Source organism: Streptomyces sp. NPDC013457, assembly GCF_043089925.1.
Classification (GTDB): domain Bacteria; phylum Actinomycetota; class Actinomycetes; order Streptomycetales; family Streptomycetaceae; genus Streptomyces.
In genome coordinates this window covers 441,209-467,755 of sequence record NZ_JBICBL010000006.1, presented here as the reverse complement: position 1 = coordinate 467,755, position 26,547 = coordinate 441,209, and the positions used below count along the sequence as shown (strand labels likewise).

The window sequence follows — 26,547 nt, the reverse complement described above, 5'->3', positions numbered from 1 at the left end:
GAAAAGGGGCCGGGGCACGGCGGAAAAGGGGCTTCGCGGGCGGCGGATCGCGGCTTCGGTGGTTGTGCCGCCCCGGGAGTGGGACGCTGATAGAAAGCTGGGGGCCCGTTCCGAGGAGAACCGGGAGGGCAGAATGGGACGTGATGTCCCGGCGCTGGAGTTCACCCGTGAAGACCGTCGCCGGTTCCGGAACAAGATGCACTCGTGCCTCGACGTGTTCGCGCGGATGCTGCGCGAGTCGAGGTTCGATTTCGAACGGCCGCAGGTCGGTCTGGAAATCGAACTGAATCTCGTGGACGCCACCGGCGAGCCCGCCATGCGCAGCACGGAGGTTCTGGAGGCGATAGCGGATCCCTCCTGGTCGACCGAGCTGGGCCGGTTCAATCTGGAGATCAACGTCGAGCCGAGGCGGCTCACCGCGGGCGGCCCCGACTCCTGGGAGCAGGAGATCCGCGACGCGCTCAACCATGCCGAGCAGAAGGCCGCGGAGATCGGCGCCCATCTCGTCATGATCGGCATTCTGCCGACGCTGGAGCTGAAGGACGCGGGCCCCGATTCGCTCTCCGAGAATCCGCGGTACCGCCTGCTGAACGAGCAGATCTTCTCCGCGCGTGGCGAGGACCTGCTGATCTCGGTGGACGGAGTGGAGCGACTGCGGACCTACGCGGAGACGATCACGCCGGAGGCGGCGTGCACCAGCACGCAGTTCCACCTCCAGGTCTCGCCGGACGAGTTCGCGGAGTACTGGAACGCCGCGCAGGCCATCGCCGGCGTGCAGGTGGCCCTGGCGGCGAACTCGCCGTTCCTCTTCTCCAAGGAGCTGTGGCGCGAGACGCGCATCCCGCTCTTCGAGCAGGCCACCGACACCAGGCCGGACGAGATCAAGATCCAGGGCGTACGGCCCCGGGTCTGGTTCGGCGAGCGGTGGATCACCTCCGTCTTCGACCTGTTCGAGGAGAACACGCGGTACTTCCCCGCCCTGCTGCCGCTCTGCGACGACGAGGACCCGGAGGAGATGCTCGAGCGCGGCGAAACGCCGGGCCTGGCCGAGCTCACCCTCCACAACGGGACGGTCTACCGCTGGAACCGCCCCGTCTACGCCGTCGTCGACGGTGTGCCGCATCTGCGGGTGGAGAACCGGGTGCTGCCTGCCGGCCCCACGGTCGCCGACGTGCTGTCGAACGGCGCCTTCTACTACGGGCTCGTCCGCGCTCTCGTCGACGAGGACCGGCCGGTCTGGTCGCGGATGTCGTTCGCGGCGGCGGAGGACAACCTCCACGCCGCGGCCCGCCACGGCATCGACGCCCAGCTGTACTGGCCCGGCATGGGCGAGGTCCCGGCGACCGAGCTGGTCCTGCGGCGGCTGCTGCCGCTGGCCGACCGCGGTCTCGAGCGGCTGGGCATGGACGCGGGCTGGCGGGAGCCGCTCCTCGGCATCATCGAGCAGCGCTGCGTCACCGGCCGTAACGGCGCCGTGTGGCAGTCCGAGATGTTCCACCACATCCAGGACATCGCCCACGCGGACCGCCACCAGGCGCTCCGGCGGATGACCCAGCAGTACATCGAGTACATGCATCTGAACGCTCCGGCCCACACCTGGCCGGTCGAGTGAGACCGGCCCGGAGACCTCCCGGAGGGCGGACGACGTGACGCGCCCGGAGTGGCTCCTGACCAAGGGCGAACGCGGCAACGACGCCACGTGCCTCGACAGCCGCCGCCCTGACGGAAAGGCCTGGTCGCAGGGGAACGAGGCGCGCCCTCTGGTGCACGGTGCGGTCTACTTCCGGGAGCTGCTGGCGGCCGTCCGCGTCATGCGCCGCGGCGACCTGCTGCTCTTCACCGACTGGCGCGGCGATCCCGACGAGAGGCTCGCCGGACCCGGTACCGAGATCGGCGCGGTGCTCAGCCGCGCGGCCAGGCGCGGAGTCGTCGTGAAGGGGCTGCTGTGGCGCTCCCACCTGGACGGTCTGCGGTTCAGCCAGGAGGAGAACCGGCACCTCGGCGCCGAGATCGAGGAGGCGGGCGGAGAGTGCCTGCTCGACCTGCGCGTACGGCCCGGAGGCTCGCACCACCAGAAGCTGGTGGTGCTGCGGCACCCCGGCCGCCCGGAGCTGGACGTGGCGTACGTGGGCGGAATCGACCTCTGCCACAACAGGAACGACGATGCCGCCCACCGGGGCGACCGCCAGTCCCTGCCCATGGCCGCCGCCTACGGTCCGCACCCGCCGTGGCACGACGTCCAGCTCGCCCTCCGCGGCCCGGTCGTCGGCGACGTCGAGGCCGTGTTCCGGGAGCGCTGGGACGACCCCGCTCCGCTCAGCCGCAGCCCGCTCACCCGGCTCCGGGAGCTGGTGCACCGGGAGGACACCTCGGCGGGCACGCTGCCGCCGCAGGAACCCGACCCGGCGCCCTGCGGCACGCACACCGTGCAGCTCCTGCGCACGTACCCGAACCGGCTGCTGCGCGGTTACCCCTTCGCACCCGACGGCGAACGGAGCATCGCCCGGGGGTACCTCAAGGCGCTGCGCAGGGCCCGTGCGCTGATCTACGTCGAGGACCAGTACCTGTGGTCCCCGAGGGTGGTCGCCGGCTTCGCCCGCGCGCTGGCCCGGCAGCCCGGCCTGCTCATGATCGGCGTCGTCCCCTCGGTCCCGGAGCAGGACGGCCGGTTCTCGCTGCCCATGAACCTGATCGGACGCGTCGAGGCGCTGGACGAGCTGCGCCGCGCGGGCGGTGACAGGGTCGCGGTGTACGGAGTGGAGAACCGAGCGGGGACCCCCGTCTACGTGCACGCGAAGGTGTGCGTGATCGACGACGTCTGGGCCTCCGTGGGCTCCGACAACATCAACCTCCGCTCCTGGACGCACGACTCCGAACTCAGCTGCGCCGTCGTCGACGAGACCACGGACCCGCGGCGGCCGCGGGACCCCGGCGGTCTTGGCGACGGCGCGCGGGTCTTCGCCCGCGAGCTGCGCCTGGAGCTGATGGGTGAGCACCTGGACGTGGAAGGTACGGCCAGGCAGCGGGCGGCGGCCGCGGGCGCGCTGTGCGACCCCGAGTTCGCCTTCGCCGCCTTCGAGAAGGCGGCGGCCGCCCTGGACGCCTGGCACGCGCGGGGCCGCAGTGGACCACGGCCGCCGGGCCGGCTGCGCCGTTACGCCGCCCCTGATCTGCCCGCCGCCCAGCGGGTGTCGGCGACCCCGCTGCACCGTGCGCTGATAGACCCGGACGGCCGCCCGCAGCGGCTGCGGCGCCGCAACACGTTCTGATCCGGGCCGGTCAGGGGGCGGTCGTGCCCGCCGTGATCGGCACACCGTTGGTGCGCAGGACCTCCCGGACGTCGAGGATCAGCGGGAACACCTCGTGGTTCCGGTCCCCGCCCTGCTCGTCCCAGGCCCGCTGCTCGGCTTCCACAGCCATCCGGTCCTGGGCGAACACCCGCTCCGTGAAGCGGCGGATGAACGGCCAGGCGAGGTCCAGCGCCCCCGGGATCGACGGCTTCGCGATCATCAGGAGGCCGTACGCGTGGTTGGTGCGCTGCTCGGCGTCCTCCGGCACATAGGCGACCCAGAGGGAGAACGCGGGGAGCTCGGACTGTGTGGGCACCGCCTGGAGCGTCTGGTAGGGGTATTCGGTGCGTACGGTGACGACGTCGGGCGAGTCGGCACCGCCGATCCCCTCGGCGGACAGCAGCCCGGCGCCGCGGTCCTTCCTGCCGCCGCCGGGAACGAAGAGATAGCGTGCCTCGACGAACTGCGGTCCGGTGTCATAACCCAGGAGTTCGGGCTGGATCTTGCCCAGGACACCCCGGTGGAGAAACTGGTGGTTCATGTCGAGCAGGTTCTCGTGCATGAAGGTGTAGTGGCACCGCACGGTGCGCGAGAACGTCATGGTCTTGTGCCGGGGCGAGTGGAACTCGGGCAGTACGGGAAGCGGAGTCGTCGCCGCCTTCTCCGGGTCGCCGGGAAAGACGAACACCAGTCCGTACATTTCCCGGACGGGAAAGGCGCGTACGCCGCGTGGCGGCCGGTCGACGCCCTTCGGGAGATAGGGGATCTGCGAGATGCGTCCGTTTCCGCGATACGCCCACGCGTGATAGCAGCATCGGAGCGTCTCGCCTTCCACGACTCCCATGCTCAGCGGTACCTGACGGTGCGCGCACCGGTCCTCCAGTGCGAAGACCTCACCGCTCGCACCGCGGTACAGGGCGATCCGTTCGCCCGCGAACACGGCGGCGAACGTCTTTCCCTTGCGGACCTTCCGGGACCGTGCGACCGGATACCAGAAATCGGGATGGATTCCGATTCTCCGGAGGTCGGTGAGTGCCCCGGACTCTTCGGCGGTCGTACGCCGTGGTTGCGCCTCGGTCATTCACCACTCCCTCGCCGGGCAGGCCTTCGATGCGGGAACGCTTTCCTCTGCAGGGTGGCAGCGGGCGGAGAGTTCAGCCACCGGGGAACCAGGGCCGATGGGGTGATGCCCGCCTCGCCCGGAGCCGGCCTGAGACCCTCGCCCGGAGCCGGCCTGAGCCGACCGCACCGACCGCGGCCGCTCCGGCGTCGGGCACCGTCAGACCCTCTCCGGACGGGGAGCGACGCACAGTCCCCAGATGATGAGGGCGTCGAGCGCGATGAACAGCAGCGCCCATCCGGGGGTGTACGGCAGCCACATGAAGTTGGCGATCATGCTGAGGCCCGCCAGCCCCACGCCCACGACCCGCGCCCAGGTGGCGCCCGTGAAGAGGGCGAGCCCGGTGAGTGCGATCACGATGCCCAGGATGAGATGGATCCAGCCCCATGCGGTGAGGTCCAGCTCGTAGACGTAGTTGCGGGTCGCGATGAACACATCGTCCTCGGCGATGGCCGAGATGCCCCCGAGCAGCGTCATGATGCCGCTGAAGAGCATGATCACGGCGGCGAACACGAGCCAGCCGCTGCTGTGCGTGTTCTCTCTGCGGCCGGGTTCGCTCACGTGTGTGGTCATGACAGGTTCCTCCCTGTCGTCTGGCCTGTCCGCCGGGACACCTCTCGGCGTGGCGAGTCGGATACATCCAATCTGACCCCGCGCCACCCCGGGCGCACGTCGACGGCGGGCGGAGTGGAGAGCTCCGGATCATCTGGTGCCGTGTCGGGAACCGAACCCTGCGCGTTGCCACTCATGATCCGTGGGTTCCGGGGACGGCGCGCGCCGCGGCCGGGTCCCCCGGAGCCTCACGGCAGACCCCAGCCCGTGTGCCGTGTCGAACGAGTCGAGGAATCAAACGTGCCCCTGTCGTCGCATCGACGCCTTGCCCTCAGCACAACCCTGCTCGCCGCCCTCGCGGCCGGAGTCGTCCCCGCCACCGGCGCGGCCGCCGCACCGGCCGCTCCCACCGCCTCCGCCACCGCCTCCGACGCGGCCGCTGCGGCGGCGGCCGCCCGACCCACCAGCCCCGCCCCCGACATGGAGGGTGTGGCCGCCGCGCTGAACGCGGCCATGGCCAAGGGCGCGCCCGGCGCCATGGCCCGCTTCACCGGTCCGAGAGTCGTGAAGACGAAGACCCTCGGCGTCCGCGACCGCGTCTCGGGCGCGCCCATGGACGCCGCCGCGCGCTTCCGGATCGGCAGCGTCAGCAAGACCTTCTCCTCCGTCGTCCTGCTGCAGCTGGTGGACGAGGGCAAGGTGGAGCTGGACGCGCCGGTCAACCGCTACCTGCCCGGGCTGCTGCCGGACGACAAGATCACCGTGCGTCATCTGCTCACCCACCGCAGCGGGTTGGCGGACTACACCGACAAGATGTTCAACCAGACCGTGCCCGGCTTCGAGGCCGTACGGAAGCGGGTCTTCAGCTACCAGGAGCTGGTGGACCTCTCGCTGGCCGAGCCGCGCACCACGCAGCCCGGCGCGGCGTACAAGTACTCGAACGCGAACTTCGTGGTCGTCGGGATGCTCATCGAGAAGGCCGCCGGCGGTCCGGTCGCCCAGGAGTACGAGCGCCGCATCATCAAGCCGCTGGGTCTGCGGAACACCTCCTACGTGCACCCCGGCACCCAGATCGACGGGCTGCACGCACGTGGCTACCTGCACCCCGACGAGGCGGGCGCGGCGCTCGTGGACTCCACGGAGCAGACCGTGTCCTGGGCGCAGTCGGCCGGGGCGATCATCTCCAACCCGGCGGACCTGAACACGTTCATGACCGCGCTGATGCGGGGCAGGCTGCTGTCGCCCAAGATGCTCGACGCGATGACGACCGTCACCCCGACGGACGCCACCAACACCCGCTTCTACGGCCTCGGTCTGCGCCGCTACGACCTGTCCTGCGGCACCCAGGTGTTCGGCCACACGGGGACCGTGCAGGGCTTCTACACCTACGCCTTCGCCACGCGGGACGGCCGGCGCAGCCTCGCCGCGATGGCGAACACCTCGAACCGGGGTGAGGCCAACACCGCCCTGGGCGGAACGCTGGAGTCCGCGTTCTGCGGCAAGAAGCCGGCGACGGCGAAGTCCGCGTCCCCGGCGGAGCGCGGCTTCTCGGTGCTCCCGGCCGAGCAGGACCTGCCCGAGCGCGGCTGATCCATGACCCCGCCCCGCCCGCGCGCAGTCGCGGGCGGGGCCGGGCGCGATCCACCTCGGGGGCCATGGCGAGGACCGCGTACCCCCACCCTGCCACCGGCCGTCGGCACGCAGAAGAGGCGTGCACGAAAGAACCGGGGGCATATTCCGCGACGATCACGCCGGCCCCGCCCTACGGAGGTGGGTCGCGATGTGCGCGTCGGAGGCGCCGAGCCGATGAACCGGTCGACGCCCTCATCACCGAGGAACGAGCGGCAACTCGCGCCGATCGTGCCGCGCGCGAGCTCCTGAAGGACCTGCAGGTCCTCGCCGAGAGCGGGGCGTACGACGGGGGCGGGGCGGCGGCATCGGCAGGGCACGAGTCTGCCGGTCCGCCGACTCACACCGCCGGTCGGGCGGGTGTGTGACGAGCGTTACCGAGCATGATCGTCCGTGGTCACACCGACGCAACGGACGTTGCGTACCGTCGGGGCCACGCTCGATCGACAGAGAGGCCCCAGCCCGTGCCCCCACAGGACTCGTCGGCCGCTGTCGCCCAGGTGCGCACCGTCTGCTCCTACTGCGGCGTGGGGTGCGGGCTGCTCCTCGACATCGCCGCGGGCCCCGACGGCCGCCGCACCGTCCGCAAGGCCTCGGGGGACAAGGCGCACCCCGCCAACCGCGGCAGGCTGTGCACCAAGGGCGCGACGACGGCCGAGATGCTCGCCGCGCCGGGCCGGCTGACCACCGCGCTCGTACGCCCGGAGCGCGGGGCCGAACCCGTACCGGCCGCGGTCGACGAGGCGATCGCGGACACGGCCCGGCGGCTGCGGGCCGTCATCGACGAGCACGGACCGGACGCCTTCGCGCTGTACGTGTCCGGGCAGATGAGCCTGGAGGCGCAGTACCTCGCGAACAAGCTCGCCAAGGGCTACATACGTACGCGGCGGATCGAGTCCAACTCCCGGCTGTGCATGGCGAGCGCGGGCAGCGGCTACAAGCTGTCCCTCGGCGCCGACGGCCCGCCCGGTTCGTACGAGGACCTCGACCGGGCCGACGTCTTCCTCGTCATCGGCTCCAACATGGCCGACTGCCACCCCATCCTGTTCCTGCGCATGATGGAGCGGGTGAAGGCCGGTGCCCGGCTGATCGTCGTCGACCCGCGGCGCACCGCCACCGCGGACAAGGCCGACCTCTTCCTCCAGATCACCCCGGGCACCGACCTGGCCCTGCTCAACGGGCTGCTCCACCTGATGCACGAGAACGGGCACACGGACCCCGGCTTCATCGCGGAGCGCACCGAGGGCTGGGACGCGATGCCGGGCTTCCTCGCCGACTACCCGCCCGCGAGGGTCGCCGGGATCACCGGGCTGCCGGAGGCCGACATCCGGCGCGCGGCGGAGTGGATCGGCACGGCGGGGGAGTGGACGAGCTGCTGGACCATGGGGCTCAACCAGTCCACGCACGGCACCTGGAACACCAACGCCCTGATCAACCTCCACCTGGCGACCGGCGCGATCTGCCGGCCGGGCAGCGGTCCCTTCTCCCTCACCGGCCAGCCCAACGCCATGGGCGGACGCGAGATGGGGTACATGGGCCCCGGGCTCCCCGGGCAGCGCTCGCTGCTCGTCGACGAGGACCGGGCGTTCGTCGAGGAGCTGTGGGGGCTGGAGCCCGGCACCGTACGCGAGGACGGATCCGGCACGGGTACCGTCGACCTGTTCCGGCGCATGGCCGACGGCGAGATCAAGGCCTGCTGGATCATCTGTACCAACCCCGTCGCCTCCGTCGCCCACCGCGGCACCGTCATCGAGGGCCTGGAGGCGGCCGAACTCGTCATCACGCAGGACGTGTTCGCCGACACCGAGACCAACGCCTACGCCGACGTCGTCCTGCCCGGCGCCCTGTGGACCGAGACCGAGGGCGTACTGATCAACAGCGAACGCACCCTCACCCTCGCCCGGCCCGCCGTCGACCCACCGGGGGAGGCGCTCGCGGACTGGCGGATCATCGCCCGGATCGCCTGCGCGATGGGGTACGAGGACGCCTTCTCCTACGACAGCGCCGAGGAGGTCTTCGAGGAGATCAAGCGCGCCGCGAACGCGAAGACCGGGTACGACCTGCGGGGAGTGACGTACGAGCGGCTGCGCGCCACGCCCGTCCAGTGGCCCGCCCCGGACGCCGACGGCCCGGACCGCAACCCGATCCGCTACCTGGCTGAGGACGGCGGGCCGGTGTTCCCGACGGCGAGCGGACGCGCGGTGTTCTTCGCCCGCCCCCACCTGCCGGCGGCCGAGATGCCCGACGACGACTATCCGTTCGTCCTCAACACCGGGCGGCTCCAGCACCAGTGGCACACCCTCACCAAGACCGGCAGGGTCCCCGCGCTCAACCGGCTCGCCCCGGGCCCCTTCGTCGAGATCCACCCGGAGGACGCGGAACGCCTCGCCATCGGGGAAGGCGACTCGGTCGAGGTGGCCTCACGGCGCGGCCGGGCCGTACTGCCGGCCGTCGTCACCGACCGGGTGCGCCCGGGGTGCTGCTTCGCGCCGTTCCACTGGAACGACCTGTTCGGCGAGTACGTGAGCATCAACGCGGTGACCAACGACGCCGTCGACCCCCTCTCCCTCCAGCCCGAGTTCAAGATGTGCGCGGTGACGCTGACCAAGGTCGCGGCCCGTGTGAAGGGGCCGCCGACGCCCGCCGCGCGGGGCGCGGCCGTCGAGCCGTCCGCGATCTCCGGGCCCTCCGCGGCCTCCGGGCCGTTCGCGCTCGCGCCGTCCGCCGTCCTGCCCGCCGCGACGGCCGTCTTCGGCCTGGACACCACGCCCGCGCCCGCGCTCGCCGAGCACGAACGCCAGTACCTGGTGGGCTTCCTGGCGGGGCTGGCGTCCGGGGCGCCCGGCGTTCCCGTACTGCCGCCGGGAGCGCCGTTCAGCGAGGAGCACGCCCGCTGGGTGAACGGCGCGCTCGCGGGCCTGTACTCCCGGGCGCCGCAGTCCGTCACGGAACCCGCGGCAGGCGCCGCCAGGACCACCGGCCGTGAGGTCGTCGTGCTCTGGGCCTCCCAGACGGGCAACGCCGAAGGGTTCGCCGCGTCCGCCGCCGAGCGGCTCGCCGCGGCGGGCCACCGCGCCGCGCTCCTCGGTATGGACGGCGCCGATCCGGCGTCCCTGCCGCCCGCCGCCGACCTCCTGCTCATCACCAGCACCTTCGGCGATGGCGACGCCCCGGACAACGGCGCCGGCTTCTGGGACGCGCTCACAGCCGCGGACCCCCCGAGCCTGGAGGGCCGGCGCTTTTCCGTGCTCGCCCTCGGCGACTCCTCGTACGACGACTTCTGCGGCCACGGCCGGCGCCTGGACCGGCGCCTGGACGAGCTGGGCGCCGTCCGCCTGGCACCGCGCGCTGACTGCGAACCGGACGACGCCCACTCCGCCGACGCCTGGCTGGAGCAGGTCCTCGACCGGCTCACCGGAGAGCCGGCGCCGGAGGCCGCGCCGCCCGCCACCCCCGCGCCGCCGGGCGCATCTCTCCGTACGACGAGGCAGGCCCTTGCCACCGCCCGGCTGACGGGCAACCGACTGCTCAGCCTGGAAGGGGCGGGCAAGGAGGTCCGCCGGTTCACCTTCGACACCCGGGACAGCGGGACTCCGCTCCACTACGAGGCCGGGGACGCCCTCGGTGTGCACCCCGTCAACTGCACTGGCCTCGTGAACGAATGGCTGGCGGTCACCGGAGTCGATCCCGCGGCCATGGTCGAGGTCTCCGGCCTGGGCGCGGTCGGCCTCGCAGAGGCCCTGCACCGGCACCTGGACATCACGCGGCTCACGCCCGGCCTCCTGGCCTTCGTCAACGAACGGACCGGCGACCGCGACCTGAAGAAGCTGCTGCGCCCCGACAACAAGGGCGAACTCGCCCGCTGGTCCTGGGGCCGGCAGGCCGTCGACGTCATCGCCGAGCACGCGGTCCGCGCCACCGCGCAGGAGTGGGCGAGCGTCCTCAAGCGCCTCCAGCCGCGCCTGTACTCCATTTCCTCCAGCCCGCTCACCGACCCCGGCGAGGTGGCGCTGACGGTCTCCGTGGTCCGGTACGAGAACCTCCACGGCCACCCGCGCAAGGGAGTCTGCTCGCCGTTCCTCGCCGATGCGCCGCTCGGCGCCGCCGTGCCGGTCTTCGTCCAGCGCTCACCCCACTTCCGGCCACCGGCCGACCCCGGCACGCCGATGGTCATGGTCGGCCCGGGGACGGGGGTGGCGCCCTTCGTCGGCTTCCTCGAAGAACGCCGGGCCCGCGGCCACGGGGGCCCGAACTGGCTCTTCTTCGGAGAGCAGCACCGCGCCACGGACTTCCTCTACGAGGACGAGCTGACCGCGTTCCTCGCCGGGGGGACGCTCAGCCGGCTCGACACCGCCTTCTCGCGCGACCAGCGCGCCAAGGTCTACGTACAGGACCGGATGCGCGAGCACGGCCACCAGCTCTGGAACTGGCTACAGGACGGCGCGCACTTCTACGTCTGCGGCGATGCCTCGCGGATGGCCAAGGACGTCGACCGGGCGCTGCGGGACATCGCCGTGGCCCACGGCGGTCTCGACGAGGAGGGGGCGGCGGTGTACGTCAAGCAGCTCGCCGCCGCCAAGCGGTACGTCCGCGACGTCTACTGACACCCTGTGCGCCCCCGCTGCCGGTCAGCCGCCGTCGGGCGGGGAGTCCAGGGAGCGCAGCGCCTCCTGGGCCCGCTTCTCCATCTCCTCCGGAGCGACGTCCTCCACGTGGGTGGCGACGCTCCAGCGGTGGCCGAAGGGGTCCTCGAACTGGCCCGTCCGGTCACCGTAGAACTCGTCCTTGACCGGTGACAGCTCCGTGGCGCCGGCGGCGAGGGCCCTGGCGAAGACCGCGTCCACGTCCTCCACGTACACGTGCAGGGTCACGGGGGTGCCGCCCACCGCCTTCGGCGAGCGGAAGCCGATGTCGGGGAACTCGTCCGCGAGCATGATCATCGAAGTGCCGAGCGCCAGCTCGGCGTGGCCGATCCTGCCGCCGGGAGCGGGCATCCTCATCCGCTCGTCCGCGCCGAGTACGGAGACGTAGAAGTCGATCGCCGCCGCCGCGCCGTCGACACAGAGATAGGGAGTGACGCTCGGATAGTCCTCGGGAACGGGCTTCACGCTCACCGGAGCTCCGCCTTTCGCAGGGGGACGATCACCGCCGACCGTCGCCTGCGACCACTGATATCCCGAACATCCGGGGCCCCGCCCACGCCGCGCGGCGCCCCGCGGCCGCGTACCCCGAAGGGCCGCCCCTCGTCCGCTGCTGCCCCGGCCTCCGAGCCGGTGCGCTCGCCGCCTCCGGGCCCTGGCCGCCGCCGGGCCGGCCGCGATACTCCCTTGTCCGCCCGATGATCACGGGTTAGTGTGCCCCGGCCCCGGCACTCGTCGGGTGATCACAGCAGGTGGGGGACATGGCGGAGGACATCGACGCGCTGCCGAAGGGCGCGGGCGTGTGGGGACAGGTCGTCGCGGGTCTCCTGCTGGTGCCGGCGTTGGGGCTCGGCGCGTGGGCCCTGGGGGAGACGGCCGACACGGGCGGCGGCCCGCCGCGGCCCGCGGCGTGCTCGGACGGGGAACCCGCCACGACGCGGGGGAGCACCGCCGAGGCACGCGGGCGGCTCTCCGGTGGCCAACTCTGCGAGGCGCTGAACCGACCCGATCTCGCCCGGCTCCTGGGCACTCCCGAGGAGATGGCGACGTCCGCGAACGGCAGCGACGGCTCCCTCCAACTCGCGGGCGAGGCCCGGGACATCGCCACGCCTACGTCCGAGGTCGAGTTCCCGACCTACACCGTGACGCTCGCGGCGACCTACGACGGGCGCCCGGTGGCCGGGTACACCCCGTTCGGCGGGCACAGCGCCGAGGAGCGCGCGGTGCTGGGCCGCCCGGCGGTCCTCTACTCCGACCAGACGATCAGCATCCGCTTCCGCCTCGACGGGAGCGACGCCGAGACCGGTCCCGGCGTCCCGGCCCGCACGGTCGTCGTGGCCCGGGACGCCGAGGACAGCGGAGGCTCCTACGAGGTGACCCTCTGGCGCCAGGACGGCGCGGTGCCGGACGACGCGGTGCTCCTGCGGGTCGCCGAAACGATCCTGCCGACGCTCCCGGGGTGGACCCCCGCGAGCGCCGCACAGCAGTGACCGGTCACCGCTGGACGGACGGGGTGCGCGGCTCGCGCCACATCGCCCACAGCACCGGACCGCCACCCGGCAACTGCAGCTCTTCGCGCACCCGGAACCCGAAGTGCTCGTAGAAAGGCAGGTTGTCCGGCTTGGAGGACTCCAGATAGGCGGGCAGCCCCGCCGCGTCGGCCTTGGCCAGTCCGGAGCGCAGCAGCGCGGCTCCCTGGCCCTGGCCCTGGGCCGCCGGGTCGGCGCCGATCAGCGCCAGGTACCAGTGCGGCTCCTGGGGCGTGTGCTGGGCGGCGGCCTCGACCGCGGCCCCGAACACGGGCGCCCGGTCACCGAGTATGTTCCGCAGCTCCTGGATCGTCTCCGCGTCCGGAACGGCCTTGGCCTGCGCCTCCGGCGGCACCCAGAAGGCGGCCGCCGCCGCGGTGCGCTCGCACACCGCGTGGTGGACGTACTGCCGGGTGAACAGGGTGGTGAAGTAACGGCCGAGGGCCGCCTCGCGCGAGACGTCGTCGGGGAAGAACCAACGCATCATCGGGTCGTCGTCGAAGGCGCGGGTCAACGCGCGGCCGATCAGCGGGGCGTCGTCGATCGTCGCCGTCTGCGGAATGTTCGTTGTCGACATACGGGTCATTCTGCTCCCCGATGATCTTGGACCGCGCGGCGGGGTCCCGGTCGGGTCAGCCCGCCCGCGCTGCCGTCACTCGCTGGTCGCCTGCGGCTCGTCCGAGTCGAGGATCGACGTCTCCAGCTTCCGGAGGAGGCGGGCGAGTTGGCGGCGCTCGGCGGGCGACATCGCGTCGAGCATCCGGCGTTCGTTGTCGAGGTGCTCGGCGAAGACCGTGTCCACGGTGGCCAGGCCGTGGTCGGTGAGGCGGGAGTAGACGACCCTCCGGTCGTCGGCGTCCCGTTCGCGCACGATCAGCCCGTCCTTCTCCAGGCGGTCGATCCGCAGGGTCACCCCCGCGGACGAGACGAGGCCGGAGTCGGCGAGCTGTCCCGCCGTCAGCCGGTACGGCTCACCCGAGCGCCGCAGCGCGGTGAGCACGTCGAACCCGGCCACGGAGAGTCCGTGACGCTCGATCGACGCGGTGATCCGGGTGTTGTAGCGGAGGAAGGTGCGGTGCAGGCGGGCGAGAACGTCGAGGGGGCTCGTGTCCAGCTCAGGGCGTTCGCGCGCCCAGTCCTCCATCACCTTCGCCACCGCGTCGCGGCTCGCCGGCTTCGATGCAGCCATGGTCATCCCCTCGTACGGCTCCGGCCGGCACCCCTCCGGCGTCTCACAGCGCTGAGAATCTTACCGCTCAGGCATTCGGGCGGCGGGGGCGACGGGACACGGAGGCCCAGAGAGACCTGACGACGATGCCCACGGCGACCGGACGCCGAACGCCCCGGGGCGGCGGGAGACCGTCGCCCCGGGGCTGGTCGTACGACGTCCGGCGTCAGCTGTTGAGCTCCTCCAGCGTCCGGCCCTTGGTCTCGACGGCGAACCAGGCGATCACGGCGCCGACCAGGGCCACCGCCGCGAGCTGTGCGAACACCAGGGACAGGCTGCCGCCCGCGCCGATGATCGTGCCGACGACGACCGGCCCGAGGATGACGCCCAGCCGGTTCCACAGGCCGCCGAACGCAGCGCCCTTGGCCCGGTTGGCCGTCGGGTAGAGCTCGGGGGAGTACAGGTAGAGCCCCGCGTTGATCGCGTACAGGAAGAAGGTCGTGCAGGAGGCGAAGGCGGCGACCTGGCCGCCCGACGTCGCGCCCGCCAGGGCCAGTACGCCCAGCGAGAGCGCGCCTCCGACGAGTGCGGCCATCAGGGCGGGCCGGCGGCCGATGCGGTCGATCAGCAGGGCGACCAGGAAGGTGCCGAGCAGGCCCGTGACGTTGCTCAGCAGCGTGTAGACGAGGGCCGTCGTCAGATCGAGGCCGAACTGCTTGGTGTAGAGCGAGGGCAGCCAGGTCGAGATGCCGTGGTTGACGTAGTACGCGACGAACCACAGCCCGGAGAGCACGGCCGTACGGCGCAGGTAGCGGCCCCGGAACAGGTCGCCGAGGCGGCCGGCCCGCGCGACGTCCTCGGGGGCTCCCGCGGCCGGCGCGGGCGCCGGAGCCGGCAGCGGTGCGGCGGTGGCGCGGCCGACCTCGGCCTCGATCCGCGCGATGGCCGCCTCGGCCTCCTGGATGCGGCCGCGGGAAAGCAGCCAGCGCGGGGACTCCTCGACGTGGCGCGGCAGCGCGGCGGTGATCAGGACCGGGAGGGTGCCGATGACGAACATGGCGCGCCAGCCGAGGTTGGGGACGACCCAGACGGCGACGAGCGTCGCCGCGGCGAGACCGGCCGGGAAGATCATCTCGTAGAGCAGCACGAAGCGGCCGCGCTTGTCGGAGCGCGCGATCTCGTTGATGTACGTGGCGGCCACGGGGACCACCCCGCCGATGCCGAGCCCCTGGACGAACCGGAAGAGCGAGAAGGTCTCGATGGAGCCGGAGAAGGCGACGGCGAGGCTGGCGAGGCCGGTGACGGCGACACCGAGAGCGACCGTGCGCACCCGGCCGATCCGGTCGCCCAGCCATCCGGCGCCGAGCGCGCCGAGGAGCATGCCTATCGAGGCGGCGGTCACCGCGAAGGTCGCCTGCCCGGTGGTGAGGTTCCACTCCTTCATCAGGACGGGCAGTGCGGAGGCGGCCAACAACTGGTCGAACGCCTCGAAGAAGGTGACGGCGCCGATCAGGAATCGCACCTTGACGTGCCAGCGCGAGTGCGGCAGTCGTTCGAGTCGCGCGGCTATCGAGCCGAGGGCTGGCTGGCCGGCCACAGTCGTCATGGAGGGGTCCTTCCGCGAACAGAGAAGTTGCGGAGACAGTAGGTTCAGCTATCTAAGCGGTCAATGGTTAAGGGATTAGCAATCTCGAACCCGCCGACTCGCCACACATCCTCGCGGTGGGTCCGCCCCACGCTCAAGACCTGTCGGGCAACGATTTCGAGCCGAGGGTCTTGCGTCACACTATTTAAGTGCTTAGATTTCAAGCACTTCGAGAACGGCTTCGCCAGGAGGTTCGCCCGTGCCCCACCACCCCACCGACATCCTGATCGCGGGCCAGTGGCGACGCGGTGCGGGCGAACCGCTCGACACCGTCGACCCGGCCACCGGACGGCTCCTCGCCACCGTCGGATCCGCCTCCGCGGAGGAGGTCGCCGAGGCCGCGGAGGCCGCGTCCGCGGCCGTGGCCGACCCCCGCTGGCGGGACCTGCTCCCGCACGAGCGCGCCCGTCTCCTGCACCGGATCGCCGCGCTCACCGAGGAGGCGGCCGACGAGCTCGCGGCCCTGCAGACCGCCGACACCGGCAAGACCCTCACCGAGACCCGCGCCCTCGCCCTCAGCGCGGCGGGCACGTTCCGCTACACGGCCGCCGCGCTGGAGACCGCCGAGGACTCCCTCACCCCCTCCCGCGGCGCGTACGTCACGATGAGCGTGCACGAACCGATCGGGGTGGTCGGGGCGATCAACCCCTGGAACTCGCCCATCGCCAGCGACGCCCAGAAGATCGCGCCCGCCCTCGCCGCGGGAAACGCGGTCCTCCTCAAGCCGGCCGCCTGGACGCCGCTGGTCTCGCTCGCCCTCGGCAGGCTGGTCACGCGGGCCCTGGAGGAGTCCGGCCTGCCCACGGCGCTGCTTTCCGTGCTCCCCGGCAGCGGACGGGTGGTCGGCGACGCCCTCGTACGCCACCCCCTCGTCGCCCGCATCGGATTCACCGGAGGCACCGCGACGGGCCGCTCCATCGCCGCCGTCGCGGCGGAGAAGCTGATCCCCGCCTCTCTCGAGCTGGGCGGGAAGTCGCCGACCGTCGTCCGGGCCGACGCCGACGTCGAGCAGGCGCTCGCCGGTGTGCTGTTCGGGATCTTCTCCTCCAGCGGTCAGTCCTGCATCGCCGGCTCACGGCTCTTCGTCGCCCGGGAGATCTACGACTCCTTCGTCGGCGAGCTCGTCGAACGCGTCCGGAGGCTTCGGGTCGGTCCCGGCACCGACCCCGCCACCCAGGTCGGCCCCCTGGTCCACCACCGCCACCGCGACGCGGTCGCCGCCTACGTCGACCTCGCCCGGTCCGAGGGCGGACGGGTCCTGTGCGGCGGATCGGCTCCGGAGGGAGATCGCTACCGGGATGGCGCGTACTACCTGCCGACCGTCGTCGACGGCCTGCCGAACTCCTCCCGCACCTGCCAGGAGGAGATCTTCGGCCCGGTCCTCGTCGCGCTACCGTACGAGGACGAGGACGACCTGGTCCGCCAGGCCAACGACTCCGTCTACGGGCTCGCCTGCGGCATCTGGACCCGCGACGCCCACGCCGCCTGGCGGCTCGCCCGCCGTATCGACGCGGGGACCGTCTGGATCAACACGTACAAGCAGTTCAGCGCCGCCACGCCGTTCAGCGGCTGGAAGGAGAGCGGTCTCGGCACCGAGAAGGGCCGCGACGCCATCCGCGCCTACCAGCGCCAGAAGTCCCTCTACTGGGGCACCTCCGACGTGCCCCTGCCCTGGGCCAACTGAAACAGGCACGCCCGCCCCGTCTGGAGAGACACATGCACCCCTCACCGCCGCCCGGGCCGATCGCCCGCCTCCGCTCGCTGCGCTACGTCGAACTGCACACCCCCGCCTTCACCGAGGCCGCCGACTTCTACCAGGAGGTCTGGGGACTCGAGACCGTCGAGTCCGACAGCGGCGCGCGCTGGATGCGCGGTACCGGCGACGAGCACCACGTCCTGCAGCTGACCGAGCGCGAGCGGGTGGGCCTCGGCCGGCTCGCCTTCTCCGTCGCCACGCCCGCCGAGGTCGACGAGGCCGCCCGCCGCCTCGAAGCGCGCGGCATCGTCCCCGTCTTCGGCCCCGGCCCTCTGGACCAGGCAGGCGGCGGCTACGGCCTGCGGTTCACCGACCCCGAGCGGCGGCTCGTCGAGATCAGCGCCCAGGTCGAGGCCGTCGCCCCCCGCGGCCGGGACGGCGCGGTGCCCGTCGGGGTCACGCACGCCGTGCTGAACACCACCGACATCGACGCCGCCGTCGCCTTCTACCGCGACGTCCTCGGACTGCGCGTCTCGGACTGGTCCGAGCACCAGATGGCGTTCCTCCGCTGCAACGCGGACCACCACTGCATCGCCTTCAACCAGGCCGAGTGGACCTCGCTCAACCACGTCGCGTACGAGATGAGCTCGGTCGACCACTTCATGCGCGGCCTCGGACGGCTCCGCCACCACGGCATCACCCCGCAGTGGGGCCCCGGACGGCACGGCCCCGGCAACAACACCTTCTCCTACTTCACCGACCCGTCCGGTCTCGTCTGCGAGTACACCTCCGAGGTCGCGCAGATCGTCGAGGACACCTGGATCGCCCGGGTGTGGCGGCGGGTGCCGGAGCTCTCCGACCTCTGGGGCACGGCCGGCCCGCCGTCGAAGGAGATCCGCTGCCACATGGCGGGCACGCCGGACCCCGGCCCGCTCGCCCCCGTCGACGCCCGGAAGGACACCGCATGAGCACCGCACGTGTACGCAGGGTCGGAGTGGTCGGCTGGGGGGCGATCGGCCGGATCGTCGGCACCGCGCTCGCCGAGGGGCGGGTGGAGGGCGCCACGCTGGTGTGCGTCGTCGACAACCGCCCGCTCGGCGAGACGGCGCCCGCGCCGCAGGTCCCCTTCGAGGAGGCGCTCGACCTCTGCGACCTGGTCGTGGAGGCCGCGGGCCAGGGCGTCGTGCGGGAGTGGGGAGAGCGCGTCCTCGCCTCCGGCACCGACCTGCTGATCGCCTCCAGCGGGGCGATGACCGACGAGGAGCTCGCCAAGCGCCTCCTCGCGGCGGGACCGGGACGCGTGTACTTCACGGGGGGCGCCGTCGGCGGGCTCGACCTGCTCCAGGCGGTCCGTGCGCTCGGCCCGCTCGACGAGGTCCGCCTGACCACCACCAAGCTGCCGTCGACCCTCGAACAGCCGTGGATGGACGCGGAGTTGCTGACCCGCATGCGCACGGCGACCGGACCGGTCGAGGTCATGTCCGGCACCGCGCGCGAGGTACCGGTGAAGTTCCCCAAGTCGACGAACGTGGCCGCGTCGGTCGCGCTGGCCGTCGGCGACCTGGACGCTGTGCGGGTCCGGGTCGTCGCCGACCCCGCCGCGCACCACACCCGGCACGTCATCGAGGCGTCCGGCCCGCACGGCGCGTACCGCTTCGAGGTCGCGCACGTGCCCGACGCGGAGAACCCCGCCACCAGCCGGGTCGTGCCGTACGCGGTGCTCCGCAGCCTCGCGGCGCTCGCCGGGCGGACGGGACAGATCCTGTGACCGTCCAGGCCGGCCTCCGTGCCGGACGGCGCTTCGACGTGCACGTCGAGGAGGCCGGCGAGCGCGGCCCGCTGCTGCTCTGCCTCCACGGCATCGGGTCCTCCTCGGCCGCCTTCGCGCCGCAGCTCGCCGAACTCTCCTCGTACGTAAGGGTCGTGGCCTGGGACGCCCCGGGCTACGCCGCCTCGCCCGACCCCGAGGCCGAGCTCACCCTGGACGACTTCGCCGACGCGGCCGCCGCCGTCATCCGCGCACGCGGCACGAGCGCGCACGTCCTCGGCGTCTCCTGGGGCGGGGTGATCGCCCTGCGGCTCGCCGCCCGCCATCCCGGACTCGTCGACTCCCTCGTCGTCGCCGACTCCAGCCCTGGCTCGGGCACGGACCCGACGAAGGCCACGGCCATGCGGGCCCGCGCCACCGAGCTGGCCGAACTCGGCCCGCGCGCCTTCGCCGAGGCCCGCGGACCGCGCCTGGTGTCACCCGGCGCCCCGGACGCCCTCGTCCGGCGGGTCGTCGACACGATGGCCGACTCGGTCAGGCTGCCCGGCTACGCCTACGCCGCCGAGTCCATGGCCTCGGCCGACCTCCGCCCCGAACTGGCCACGATCGCCGCGCCCTCGCTCGTCCTCTGCGGCGACCAGGACACGGTCACCGGCGTCGAGGCGAGTCAGCTCGTCGCCGGGGCCCTCCACAAGACCGCCTTCGTGATCGTCAAGGACGCCGGTCACCTGGCCAACCAGGAGCAGCCGGGCCGCTTCAACGCCTGGGTCCTCTCCCACCTCCGCATCACCGCACGCATACCCGAACAGGAGTTGTCACCATGCCGCTGACCACCACCGCCTACGACAACGGCGACGACCTCGCCGCGTACACCGACTCCCTCATCGCCACCAGGAAGTCCCGCGTGGCGGACTTCGACACCCTCTCCTTCCAGGAGAAGGCGGGCCCGCAGTACCGCCGCGGCCAGATCCGTTACGTCGGCTCGGGCGCCACCGGCAACCACGAGGGCGACAGCCGCATCATCCCGTCCGGCGGCTTCACCTTCTCCAACATGCTGCTGCCGCCCGGCGCCGAGGGCCCGGCCCACACCCACCACGACGTCGAGGAGGCCTTCTTCGTCCTCGAGGGCGAGGTCAAGGTCGGTATCCACCGAGGCCCCGACGAGGTCGAGTACCGCACCCTCGGCTACCGCGACATGATCGTCGTCCCGGCCGGGGTGACCCGCTCACTGAAGAACGAGGGCGACACCGACGCCCTGTTCTGCGTCGTCATCGGCACGCAGAAGCCGCAGGTGCCGTCGTACCCCGCCTACTCGCCGATGCACGGGGTCACCCGTGACTGACCCTCGGGTCGTCGTCGTCACCGGGGCGGGCCGTGGCCTGGGACTGGCCATGGCCCGCCGGGCCGGCGCCGACGGCTTCCGGGTCGTGCTCGCCGAACTGGACGCCGACCGGGGAGAGCGCGCCGCCGCCGGGCTGCGCGAGGAGGGCCTGGACGCCCACGCCGTACGGTGCGACGTCGCCGACCCGGCGTCGGTGGACGCCCTGGCGACCACCGTACGGGCCCTCGGCCCGCTGTACGGGCTGGTCAACAACGCGGCCCTCGCCAACGGGGTCGGCGGCAGGGAGTTCCAGGACATCGACATCGAGGTCTGGGACCGGCTCATGACGGTCAACGCCCGCGGCCCCTGGCTGGTGTCGAAGGTGCTCCACCCGCTCTTCACCGCGCCCGGACGGATCGTCAACATCGCCTCCGACGCGGCCCTCTACGGCTCTCCCCGGCTGGCCCACTACATCGCCTCCAAGGGGGCGGTCATCGCCCTCACCCGGGCGATGGCACGCGAGCTCGGCGACCGCGGCGTCACCGTGAACGCGGTCGCCCCCGGTCTCACCGAGGGCGAGGCCACCGAGACCGTGCCCGCCGAGCGGCACGACCTCTACCGCGCGAACCGGGCCGTCTCCCGGGCGCAGCAGGCGGAGGACATCACCGGGATCGTCTCCTTCCTGCTCGGCGAGGAGTCCCGCTATCTGACCGGACAGGTGATCGCCGTCAACGGCGGCTTCACCATGAACTGAGCTGTAGGAGTCACGCGTTATGGATCTGGGCCTCGCCGACCGCACCATCGTGGTCACCGGCGGCAGCTCGGGTGTCGGCCTGGCCACGGTCCGCGCCCTGCTCGACGAAGGCGCCCGCGTCGCCACCTGCGGCCGCGACGCCGAGCGGCTGAAGAACGTGGCCGCGGCCCTCGGCGCCGGACCGGACCGGCTGCTGACCGACGTCTGCGACGTCCGGGACGCCGACGCCGTGCACGCCTTCGTCCGGCGTACCGCCGAGGAGTTCGGCGGCGTCGACGGACTCGTCAACAACGCCGGTCAGTCCCGGATGAAGGGGCTGGACGACGCGACGGCCGAGGACTGGCGCGACGAACTGGAACTCAAGTTCGCCGGCGTCCTCAACCCGCTGCACGCGGCGCGCCCCCATCTCGCCGCCTCCGACGCGGCGAGCGTCGTCAACATCAACGCCGTACTCGCCAAGCAGCCCGAGACCCGGCTGATCACCACCAGCGCCGCCCGCGCCGGCATCCTCAACCTCTCCAAGTCCCTGTCGGCCGAGCTCGCCGCCGACGGCATCAGGGTCAACTCCGTCTGCCTGGGTCTCGTCGACACCGGCCAGTGGGCCCGCCGCCACGCCGCCGCCGACCCCGGCATCGGCTACCAGGAGTGGCAGGCGGAGCTCGCCGCCGACCGGGGGATCGCGCTCGGCCGGCTCGGCCGCGCCGAGGAGGTCGCGTACGCGGTCGTCGCGCTGCTCTCACCCCGTGCCTCGTACATCACCGGCACTGCCATCGACGTCTGCGGCGGCGTCGGCCGCTCCATCCTCTGAGGAGACACCATGCGTCACGACAACGGAGGCGATCTCCTCGTCGCCGTCCTGCGCGAACTCGGCATCGACACCGTCTTCGGCATCGTCAGCGTGCACAACCTGCCGCTGGTGGAGGCCGTCGACCGCGACCTGCGCTTCGTCCCCGTTCGCCACGAGGCGTCCGCCGTGAACGCGGCGGACGCCCATGGACGGGCTCGCGGCTCGATCGGCTGCGCGCTCACGTCCACCGGCACCGGTGCCGGAAACGCCGCGGGATCGCTCGTCGAATCGCTCAGCGCGGGCAGTTCCGTGCTGCACGTCACCGGTCAGGTGGAGAGCGAGTTCCTCGGCACCGGCCGGGGGTTCATCCACGAGACCAAGGACCAGCTGGGCATGCTGACCGCCGTGTCGGCGTACGCGGCAAGCATCCCCGACACACAGCGCGCGGGACGGATCCTGCGCGAGGCGGCGCGCGCGGCGCTGGCCACGCCCGGCGGCCCGGCGAGCGTCGAGTGGCCGATCGATCTCCAGTACGCGGCCCAGACCGACGCCCCGTACGCCCTCCCCGCGCCCGTCCTCCCGTCCCCCACGGAAGGTGAACTGGATGCGGCTGGAGTCCTGTTGGCCTCCGCGCGCCGCCCGGTGATCTGGGCCGGCGGCGGCGCGGTCCGCGCCCGCCGTGAGCTGACCCGGCTCCTCGAAGCGACCGGAGCGGCCCTCGTCACCTCCAACTCCGGGCGTGGCGCGATCCCCGAGGACCACCCGCAGGTCATCGGCAACTTCGCGACCACGCCACCCGTCCGGGCCCTGCTCGCCGACGCGGACCTGCTCCTCACCGTCGGCACGCACTTCCGCTCCAACGAGACCGCCGACTACACGCTCCCGCTGCCCACGGCGCACATCCAGATCGACGCCGACGCGGCCGCCCTCGGCCGGGTCCACCCCGCCACCCACCCCCTGCACGGCGATGCCCGAGCCGTCCTCGGCGGCCTCGTCCCGCACGCCCGGCCGGCCGAGGACGGCTGGACGGAGCGGGCCGCCGCCGTACGCGCCGGGGTGCGGGCCGCCCTGCACGACGGCATCGGACCCCAGGCGGCGATCTGCGACGCGCTGCGGGCCGTGCTGCCGCGCGAGGCGGTCGTCGCCCGCGACGTCACGATCCCGTCGAGCAGCTGGGGCAACCGACTCCTGGAGATCTACGACCCCCGGGACAACGTCTTCCCGCGCGGCGGCGGCATCGGACAGGGCCTGGGGATGGGCATCGGCGCCGCCCTCGCCCGCCCCGGGGCACCCACCGTCGTGATGGCCGGCGACGGCGGACTCGCCGTCCACCTCGGCGAACTCCTCACGCTCGCCCAGGAGCGGCCGCGCCTCACGCTCCTCGTCTTCAACGACGGTGGCTACGGCGTCCTGCGCAACATGCAGGACCGATACGCGGAGCGCCGCTCCGGCGTCGACCTCGTCACCCCCGACTTCGCCGCGCTGGCCCACGCCTGCGGTCTGCCGTACCTGCGCATCGCGGCCGAGGAGCACGCGGAGCCGGTGCTCGCGGAGGCCGTCGCCGGCGACGGACCCGTGCTCGTCGAGGTCGACCTCGCGGCGCTCGGGCCCATGAAGAACCCGTTCACCCCGCCCGTACGGATCCCGGGCCAGTAGGCCCCGTCCCCAAGACAGTCAGGAGGCAGCAGAGCATGAGCGAGAAGTCGTTGCGGCTGGTCGTCCACCGGATGACGTGGGAGGCGGACGGCGTCCTCTCCGTCGAGCTCGTCCATCCGGACGGAAAGCCGCTGCCCGCGTGGACCCCGGGTGCCCATGTCGACGTGCGCGTCGGCGGACTCGTACGGCAGTACAGCCTGTGCGGTGACCCGCAGTCGGCCGGGGTGTACCGGATCGGCGTCCTCAACGAGGCGTCTTCCAGGGGCGGTTCACGCCATGTGCACACCGCTCTCCGCCCCGGCCAGCAGATCACGGTCTCCGAGCCGCGCAACCACTTCGCGCTGGAGGACGCCGGGGGCTACCTCTTCGTGGCCGGCGGCATCGGCATCACACCGATCCTCGCCATGGCGAGGGAAGCGGCCCGCCGCGGGGCCCCCTGGCGGCTCGTCCACGGCGGTCGCACCCGCGCCTCCATGGCCTTCACCGGCGAGCTCACGGCGCTGGGCGGCGGCGCCCTCACCCTCGTACCCCAGGACGAGGCCGGACACATCGACCTGGACGCGGCGCTGGCCGGCCTGGACGAGGACACGCTCGTCTACGCCTGCGGCCCCGCGCCGCTCCTGTCCGCCGTCGAGGAGCGCTGTCCGCCGGAGCGCCTGCGGATCGAGCGGTTCTCCGCGCCCGTCGTCGAACGCGGGGGAGAGGACGAGGGATTCGAAGTCGAGTGCCGCGCCTCCGGACTGACGCTCGCCGTCGGTGCGGACACCTCGATCCTCGACGCCGCCGAGGCCGCCGGTCTGGACGTCCGCAGCTCGTGCCGGGACGGCATCTGCGGCTCCTGCGAGACCCGGGTCGTCGACGGTGTCCCCGACCACCGCGACTTCCTCCTGAGCGAGGCCGAGCACACGGCGAACGCCACGATGATGATCTGCGTCTCGCGGTGCCTCTCCGGCCGGCTCGTCCTCGACCTCTGACCCCTCCGCCCCACCCCCCCGCTTGGAGCCACCATGACCGACGCCTGGCCCTACCTGGAGATCCACCAGAGCCGTACGCGCGAGCCGAGCCCGTACGAGTACAAGCTGGCCGCCACGCTCGAGGAGGTCTTCACGAACGAAGGCCACGAACTGCCCGACGTGGTCCGCGGGCTCAACGCCCGCAAGGTCCACGCCCCCGACGGGCAGCCGTGGACCGAGACCTCCTTCCGCGCCGAGATGCACCGACTGGGAGCCTGATCATGACGCTGTCCACAACCGCTTCCGCGGACCACATCCACGCCCACGGCCTGCGCAACCAGTGGCACCCCGTCGTCCCCTCGCGGTTCGTCGCCCCCGGCGCGATGCGCAAGGTCACCGCCCTGGGCGAGCGGTGGCTCCTGTTCCGCCGTTCCGACGGCACCCTCGCCATGCTGGCGGACCGCTGCCCGCACCGCGGCGCTCCGCTCTCCCTCGGCAGGCACCTCGGCGACCGGGTGGCCTGCTGGTACCACGGCGTCGAGGTGGAGACGGACGGCACCGTCTCCTCCGTGCCGGGCCTGCCGGGCTGCAGCCTGGAGGGCAAGAAGCTGGTCACCTCGCTCCCGGTGCGCGAGGTGGCGGGCGCGGTGCTCGCCTACTTCGGCGACGAGGAGCACCCCGAGCCGGTGCCGCTGGAACTCCCCGGTCCGCTCGTCGATCCGGAGACGGACGCCTTCCTCTGTTACGCCGAGTGGAACGTGCCCTGGCGGTACGCGGCGGAGAACCTGCTCGACCCGATGCACGGCGCCTTCCTGCACCACGAGTCCCACACGATGTTCGACGGCGACACCACGGCCAAGTTCCGCATCCGGGAGACCGACCGCGGCTACTTCTTCGAGAAGACGGACCAGAGGGGCGTCAACTTCGACTGGGTGGAGCTGTGCCGGACGGGCGTGGACTGGGTGGACCTGTCCATCCCGTATCCGCCCTCGGCGGGCCCCGGCGGCCCGTTCGGCATCGTCGGCATGGTCTGCCCGGTGGACGCCGGACGCACCGGCGTCTTCTTCTGGCGCTACCGCACGGTCCAGGACTGGCAGCGCGACTCCTGGCGCTTCCTCTACCGGACCCTGATCGAGAAGCGGCACTGGGAGGTCCTGGAGCAGGACCGGGTGATGCTCGAGGGCATGCCCGTCGACGCCGACCAGCGGGAGAACCTGTACCAGCACGACCTCGGCGTGGTGCGCCTGCGCAGGCTGTACCGCGCCGGGGCCGAATCCCAGTCCTCGGCGGCGGTCTGAACGGCCGTCAGTCCGGACGCCGGCCGATCCGTCCGCGCGTCTGATGCCCTCGCTCGAATGTGGGCATAGGGTGCGAAGTGACTGGCTTGACGGCAAAGGAGATGACCATGTCCGAGCTCATCGTTATCGGCTACGACGAGCCTTCCGTCGCGAAGAAGGCCTTCCATACGGTGCAGGAGCTCCAGAGCAACCACGTCGTCGAACTCGGCGGGCTCGCCGTCGTCACGGTCGACCAGGACGGTGAGACCCACGTCGACACGCCTTCGAGGATGGACAAGATGGCCCTCTCCGCCACCGCGGGCGCGCTGTGGGGCCTGGTCTTCGGGATCCTCGTCCTCACGCCGGGCCTCGGTGTGGTCGGCGCCGCGCTGGGCGGACTCATCGGCAAGCTCAGCCAGATGGGAGTGGACAAGGACTTCCGCAGCAAGGTCGACTCCCTGCTCAAGCCGGGCTCCGCCGCCGTGGTGATCATGGCCTCGAAGGTCACCGAGGACAAGTTCGCGGCCGCCATGCAGTCCTACGGCGGCACCGTTCTCAAGACGTCGCTCTCGGAGCAGGACGAGCAGGCGCTCGTGGAGCAGCTGGCCGGCGCGTAGGCGCCGATCCCTGTGGGGGGGGGGGGGGGCGCCCCCCGGCCCCCCCCCCCCCCCCGGGCCCCCGGGGGGGGGGGGGGCGGGGGGGGGGGGGGCGGCCCCCGCCCGCCCGCCGGCCCCGGCGGGCGGCGCGCCACCCCCCCCCCCC

The 26,547-nt window shown here is 72.4% G+C and carries 23 protein-coding genes; 17 read left to right on the top strand and 6 right to left on the bottom strand.

The window, feature by feature from the left end; translation table 11 throughout:
* Nucleotides 1-133: 133 nt before the first annotated feature.
* Together ACF1G2_RS19265 and ACF1G2_RS19260 are read left to right on the top strand one after the other, a co-directional pair.
* Complete coding sequence (locus ACF1G2_RS19265) at nucleotides 134-1,612, top strand: glutamate--cysteine ligase (protein ID WP_391799417.1); 1,479 nt, start codon at nucleotides 134-136, stop codon at nucleotides 1,610-1,612.
* Nucleotides 1,613-1,646: 34 nt separating this feature from the next.
* A complete protein-coding gene (locus ACF1G2_RS19260) occupies nucleotides 1,647-3,269 on the top strand; it encodes a phospholipase D family protein (RefSeq protein WP_391799416.1) in 1,623 nt (540 codons plus the stop codon).
* Between the two features lie 10 nt (nucleotides 3,270-3,279).
* Here the strand turns inward: ACF1G2_RS19260 and ACF1G2_RS19255 are convergent, their stop codons facing one another.
* Together ACF1G2_RS19255 and ACF1G2_RS19250 are read right to left on the bottom strand one after the other, a co-directional pair.
* Nucleotides 3,280-4,371, bottom strand: a complete 1,092-nt coding sequence (locus ACF1G2_RS19255; protein ID WP_391799415.1) for a Rieske 2Fe-2S domain-containing protein — start codon at nucleotides 4,369-4,371, stop codon at nucleotides 3,280-3,282.
* A 198-nt stretch (nucleotides 4,372-4,569) separates the two neighbouring features.
* Entirely contained in the window at nucleotides 4,570-4,983 is a 414-nt protein-coding gene (locus ACF1G2_RS19250) for a hypothetical protein (RefSeq protein ID WP_391799414.1), read from the bottom strand.
* A gap of 279 nt (nucleotides 4,984-5,262) precedes the next feature.
* Here ACF1G2_RS19250 and ACF1G2_RS19245 point away from each other — a divergent pair, with 279 nt between their 5' ends.
* Together ACF1G2_RS19245 and ACF1G2_RS19240 are read left to right on the top strand one after the other, a co-directional pair.
* Entirely contained in the window at nucleotides 5,263-6,552 is a 1,290-nt protein-coding gene (locus ACF1G2_RS19245) for a serine hydrolase domain-containing protein (RefSeq protein WP_391799413.1), read from the top strand.
* A gap of 578 nt (nucleotides 6,553-7,130) precedes the next feature.
* Nucleotides 7,131-11,195 carry a molybdopterin-dependent oxidoreductase gene (locus ACF1G2_RS19240; protein WP_391799461.1) on the top strand — a complete coding sequence of 1,355 codons (4,065 nt, stop codon included), beginning with the start codon at nucleotides 7,131-7,133 and terminating at the stop codon, nucleotides 11,193-11,195.
* 24 nt (nucleotides 11,196-11,219) lie between these two features.
* On the opposite strand, the gene ACF1G2_RS19235 is transcribed toward ACF1G2_RS19240, so the two are convergent.
* Nucleotides 11,220-11,705 carry a VOC family protein gene (locus ACF1G2_RS19235; protein WP_391799412.1) on the bottom strand — a complete coding sequence of 162 codons (486 nt, stop codon included), beginning with the start codon at nucleotides 11,703-11,705 and terminating at the stop codon, nucleotides 11,220-11,222.
* Between the two features lie 287 nt (nucleotides 11,706-11,992).
* On the opposite strand from ACF1G2_RS19235, the gene ACF1G2_RS19230 reads away from it, so the two are divergent.
* Nucleotides 11,993-12,721: a DUF6215 domain-containing protein gene (locus tag ACF1G2_RS19230; RefSeq protein WP_391799411.1), complete on the top strand. Its 729-nt coding sequence runs from the start codon at nucleotides 11,993-11,995 to the stop codon at nucleotides 12,719-12,721.
* A gap of 4 nt (nucleotides 12,722-12,725) precedes the next feature.
* On the opposite strand, the gene ACF1G2_RS19225 is transcribed toward ACF1G2_RS19230, so the two are convergent.
* The 3 genes from ACF1G2_RS19225 to ACF1G2_RS19215 all read right to left on the bottom strand — a co-directional run bounded on the left by ACF1G2_RS19225 (nucleotide 12,726) and on the right by ACF1G2_RS19215 (nucleotide 15,534).
* Nucleotides 12,726-13,337 (bottom strand): GNAT family N-acetyltransferase, encoded by a 612-nt coding sequence (locus ACF1G2_RS19225; RefSeq protein WP_391799410.1) that lies wholly within the window; start codon nucleotides 13,335-13,337, stop codon nucleotides 12,726-12,728.
* Nucleotides 13,338-13,412: 75 nt separating this feature from the next.
* Entirely contained in the window at nucleotides 13,413-13,949 is a 537-nt protein-coding gene (locus ACF1G2_RS19220) for a MarR family transcriptional regulator (RefSeq protein ID WP_352190726.1), read from the bottom strand.
* 205 nt (nucleotides 13,950-14,154) lie between these two features.
* Complete coding sequence (locus ACF1G2_RS19215) at nucleotides 14,155-15,534, bottom strand: MFS transporter (protein WP_391799409.1); 1,380 nt, start codon at nucleotides 15,532-15,534, stop codon at nucleotides 14,155-14,157.
* Between the two features lie 238 nt (nucleotides 15,535-15,772).
* Between ACF1G2_RS19215 and ACF1G2_RS19210 the strand changes: the two genes are divergently transcribed.
* The 12 genes from ACF1G2_RS19210 (at nucleotide 15,773) to ACF1G2_RS19155 (ending at nucleotide 26,402) form a co-directional block, all read left to right on the top strand.
* Nucleotides 15,773-17,257, top strand: coding sequence for an aldehyde dehydrogenase (locus ACF1G2_RS19210; protein WP_391799408.1), 1,485 nt, complete (start codon nucleotides 15,773-15,775; stop codon nucleotides 17,255-17,257).
* Nucleotides 17,258-17,289: 32 nt separating this feature from the next.
* Complete coding sequence (locus ACF1G2_RS19205; RefSeq protein ID WP_391799407.1) at nucleotides 17,290-18,237, top strand: VOC family protein; 948 nt, start codon at nucleotides 17,290-17,292, stop codon at nucleotides 18,235-18,237.
* Nucleotides 18,234-19,037, top strand: coding sequence for an aspartate dehydrogenase domain-containing protein (locus tag ACF1G2_RS19200; RefSeq protein ID WP_391799406.1), 804 nt, complete (start codon nucleotides 18,234-18,236; stop codon nucleotides 19,035-19,037). The genes ACF1G2_RS19205 and ACF1G2_RS19200 overlap by 4 nt, the downstream gene beginning before the upstream one ends.
* Entirely contained in the window at nucleotides 19,034-19,867 is an 834-nt protein-coding gene (locus tag ACF1G2_RS19195) for an alpha/beta fold hydrolase (RefSeq protein WP_391799405.1), read from the top strand. The genes ACF1G2_RS19200 and ACF1G2_RS19195 overlap by 4 nt, the downstream gene beginning before the upstream one ends.
* Complete coding sequence (locus tag ACF1G2_RS19190; protein ID WP_391799404.1) at nucleotides 19,858-20,379, top strand: cupin domain-containing protein; 522 nt, start codon at nucleotides 19,858-19,860, stop codon at nucleotides 20,377-20,379. The genes ACF1G2_RS19195 and ACF1G2_RS19190 overlap by 10 nt, the downstream gene beginning before the upstream one ends.
* Entirely contained in the window at nucleotides 20,372-21,112 is a 741-nt protein-coding gene (locus tag ACF1G2_RS19185; RefSeq protein ID WP_391799403.1) for an SDR family oxidoreductase, read from the top strand. Before ACF1G2_RS19190 ends, ACF1G2_RS19185 begins: the two co-directional genes overlap by 8 nt.
* Before the next feature lie 19 nt (nucleotides 21,113-21,131).
* Complete coding sequence (locus ACF1G2_RS19180; RefSeq protein WP_391799402.1) at nucleotides 21,132-21,920, top strand: SDR family oxidoreductase; 789 nt, start codon at nucleotides 21,132-21,134, stop codon at nucleotides 21,918-21,920.
* Nucleotides 21,921-21,929: 9 nt separating this feature from the next.
* A complete protein-coding gene (locus ACF1G2_RS19175; RefSeq protein ID WP_391799401.1) occupies nucleotides 21,930-23,555 on the top strand; it encodes a thiamine pyrophosphate-binding protein in 1,626 nt (541 codons plus the stop codon).
* Between the two features lie 35 nt (nucleotides 23,556-23,590).
* Nucleotides 23,591-24,529: a PDR/VanB family oxidoreductase gene (locus ACF1G2_RS19170; RefSeq protein ID WP_391799400.1), complete on the top strand. Its 939-nt coding sequence runs from the start codon at nucleotides 23,591-23,593 to the stop codon at nucleotides 24,527-24,529.
* Nucleotides 24,530-24,562: 33 nt separating this feature from the next.
* Nucleotides 24,563-24,787, top strand: a complete 225-nt coding sequence (locus ACF1G2_RS19165; protein ID WP_391799399.1) for a recombinase-like helix-turn-helix domain-containing protein — start codon at nucleotides 24,563-24,565, stop codon at nucleotides 24,785-24,787.
* Between the two features lie 2 nt (nucleotides 24,788-24,789).
* Nucleotides 24,790-25,806: a Rieske 2Fe-2S domain-containing protein gene (locus ACF1G2_RS19160; protein WP_391799398.1), complete on the top strand. Its 1,017-nt coding sequence runs from the start codon at nucleotides 24,790-24,792 to the stop codon at nucleotides 25,804-25,806.
* A gap of 107 nt (nucleotides 25,807-25,913) precedes the next feature.
* Nucleotides 25,914-26,402, top strand: a complete 489-nt coding sequence (locus ACF1G2_RS19155; protein ID WP_391799397.1) for a DUF1269 domain-containing protein — start codon at nucleotides 25,914-25,916, stop codon at nucleotides 26,400-26,402.
* The last annotated feature ends 145 nt before the right edge of the window (nucleotides 26,403-26,547 follow it).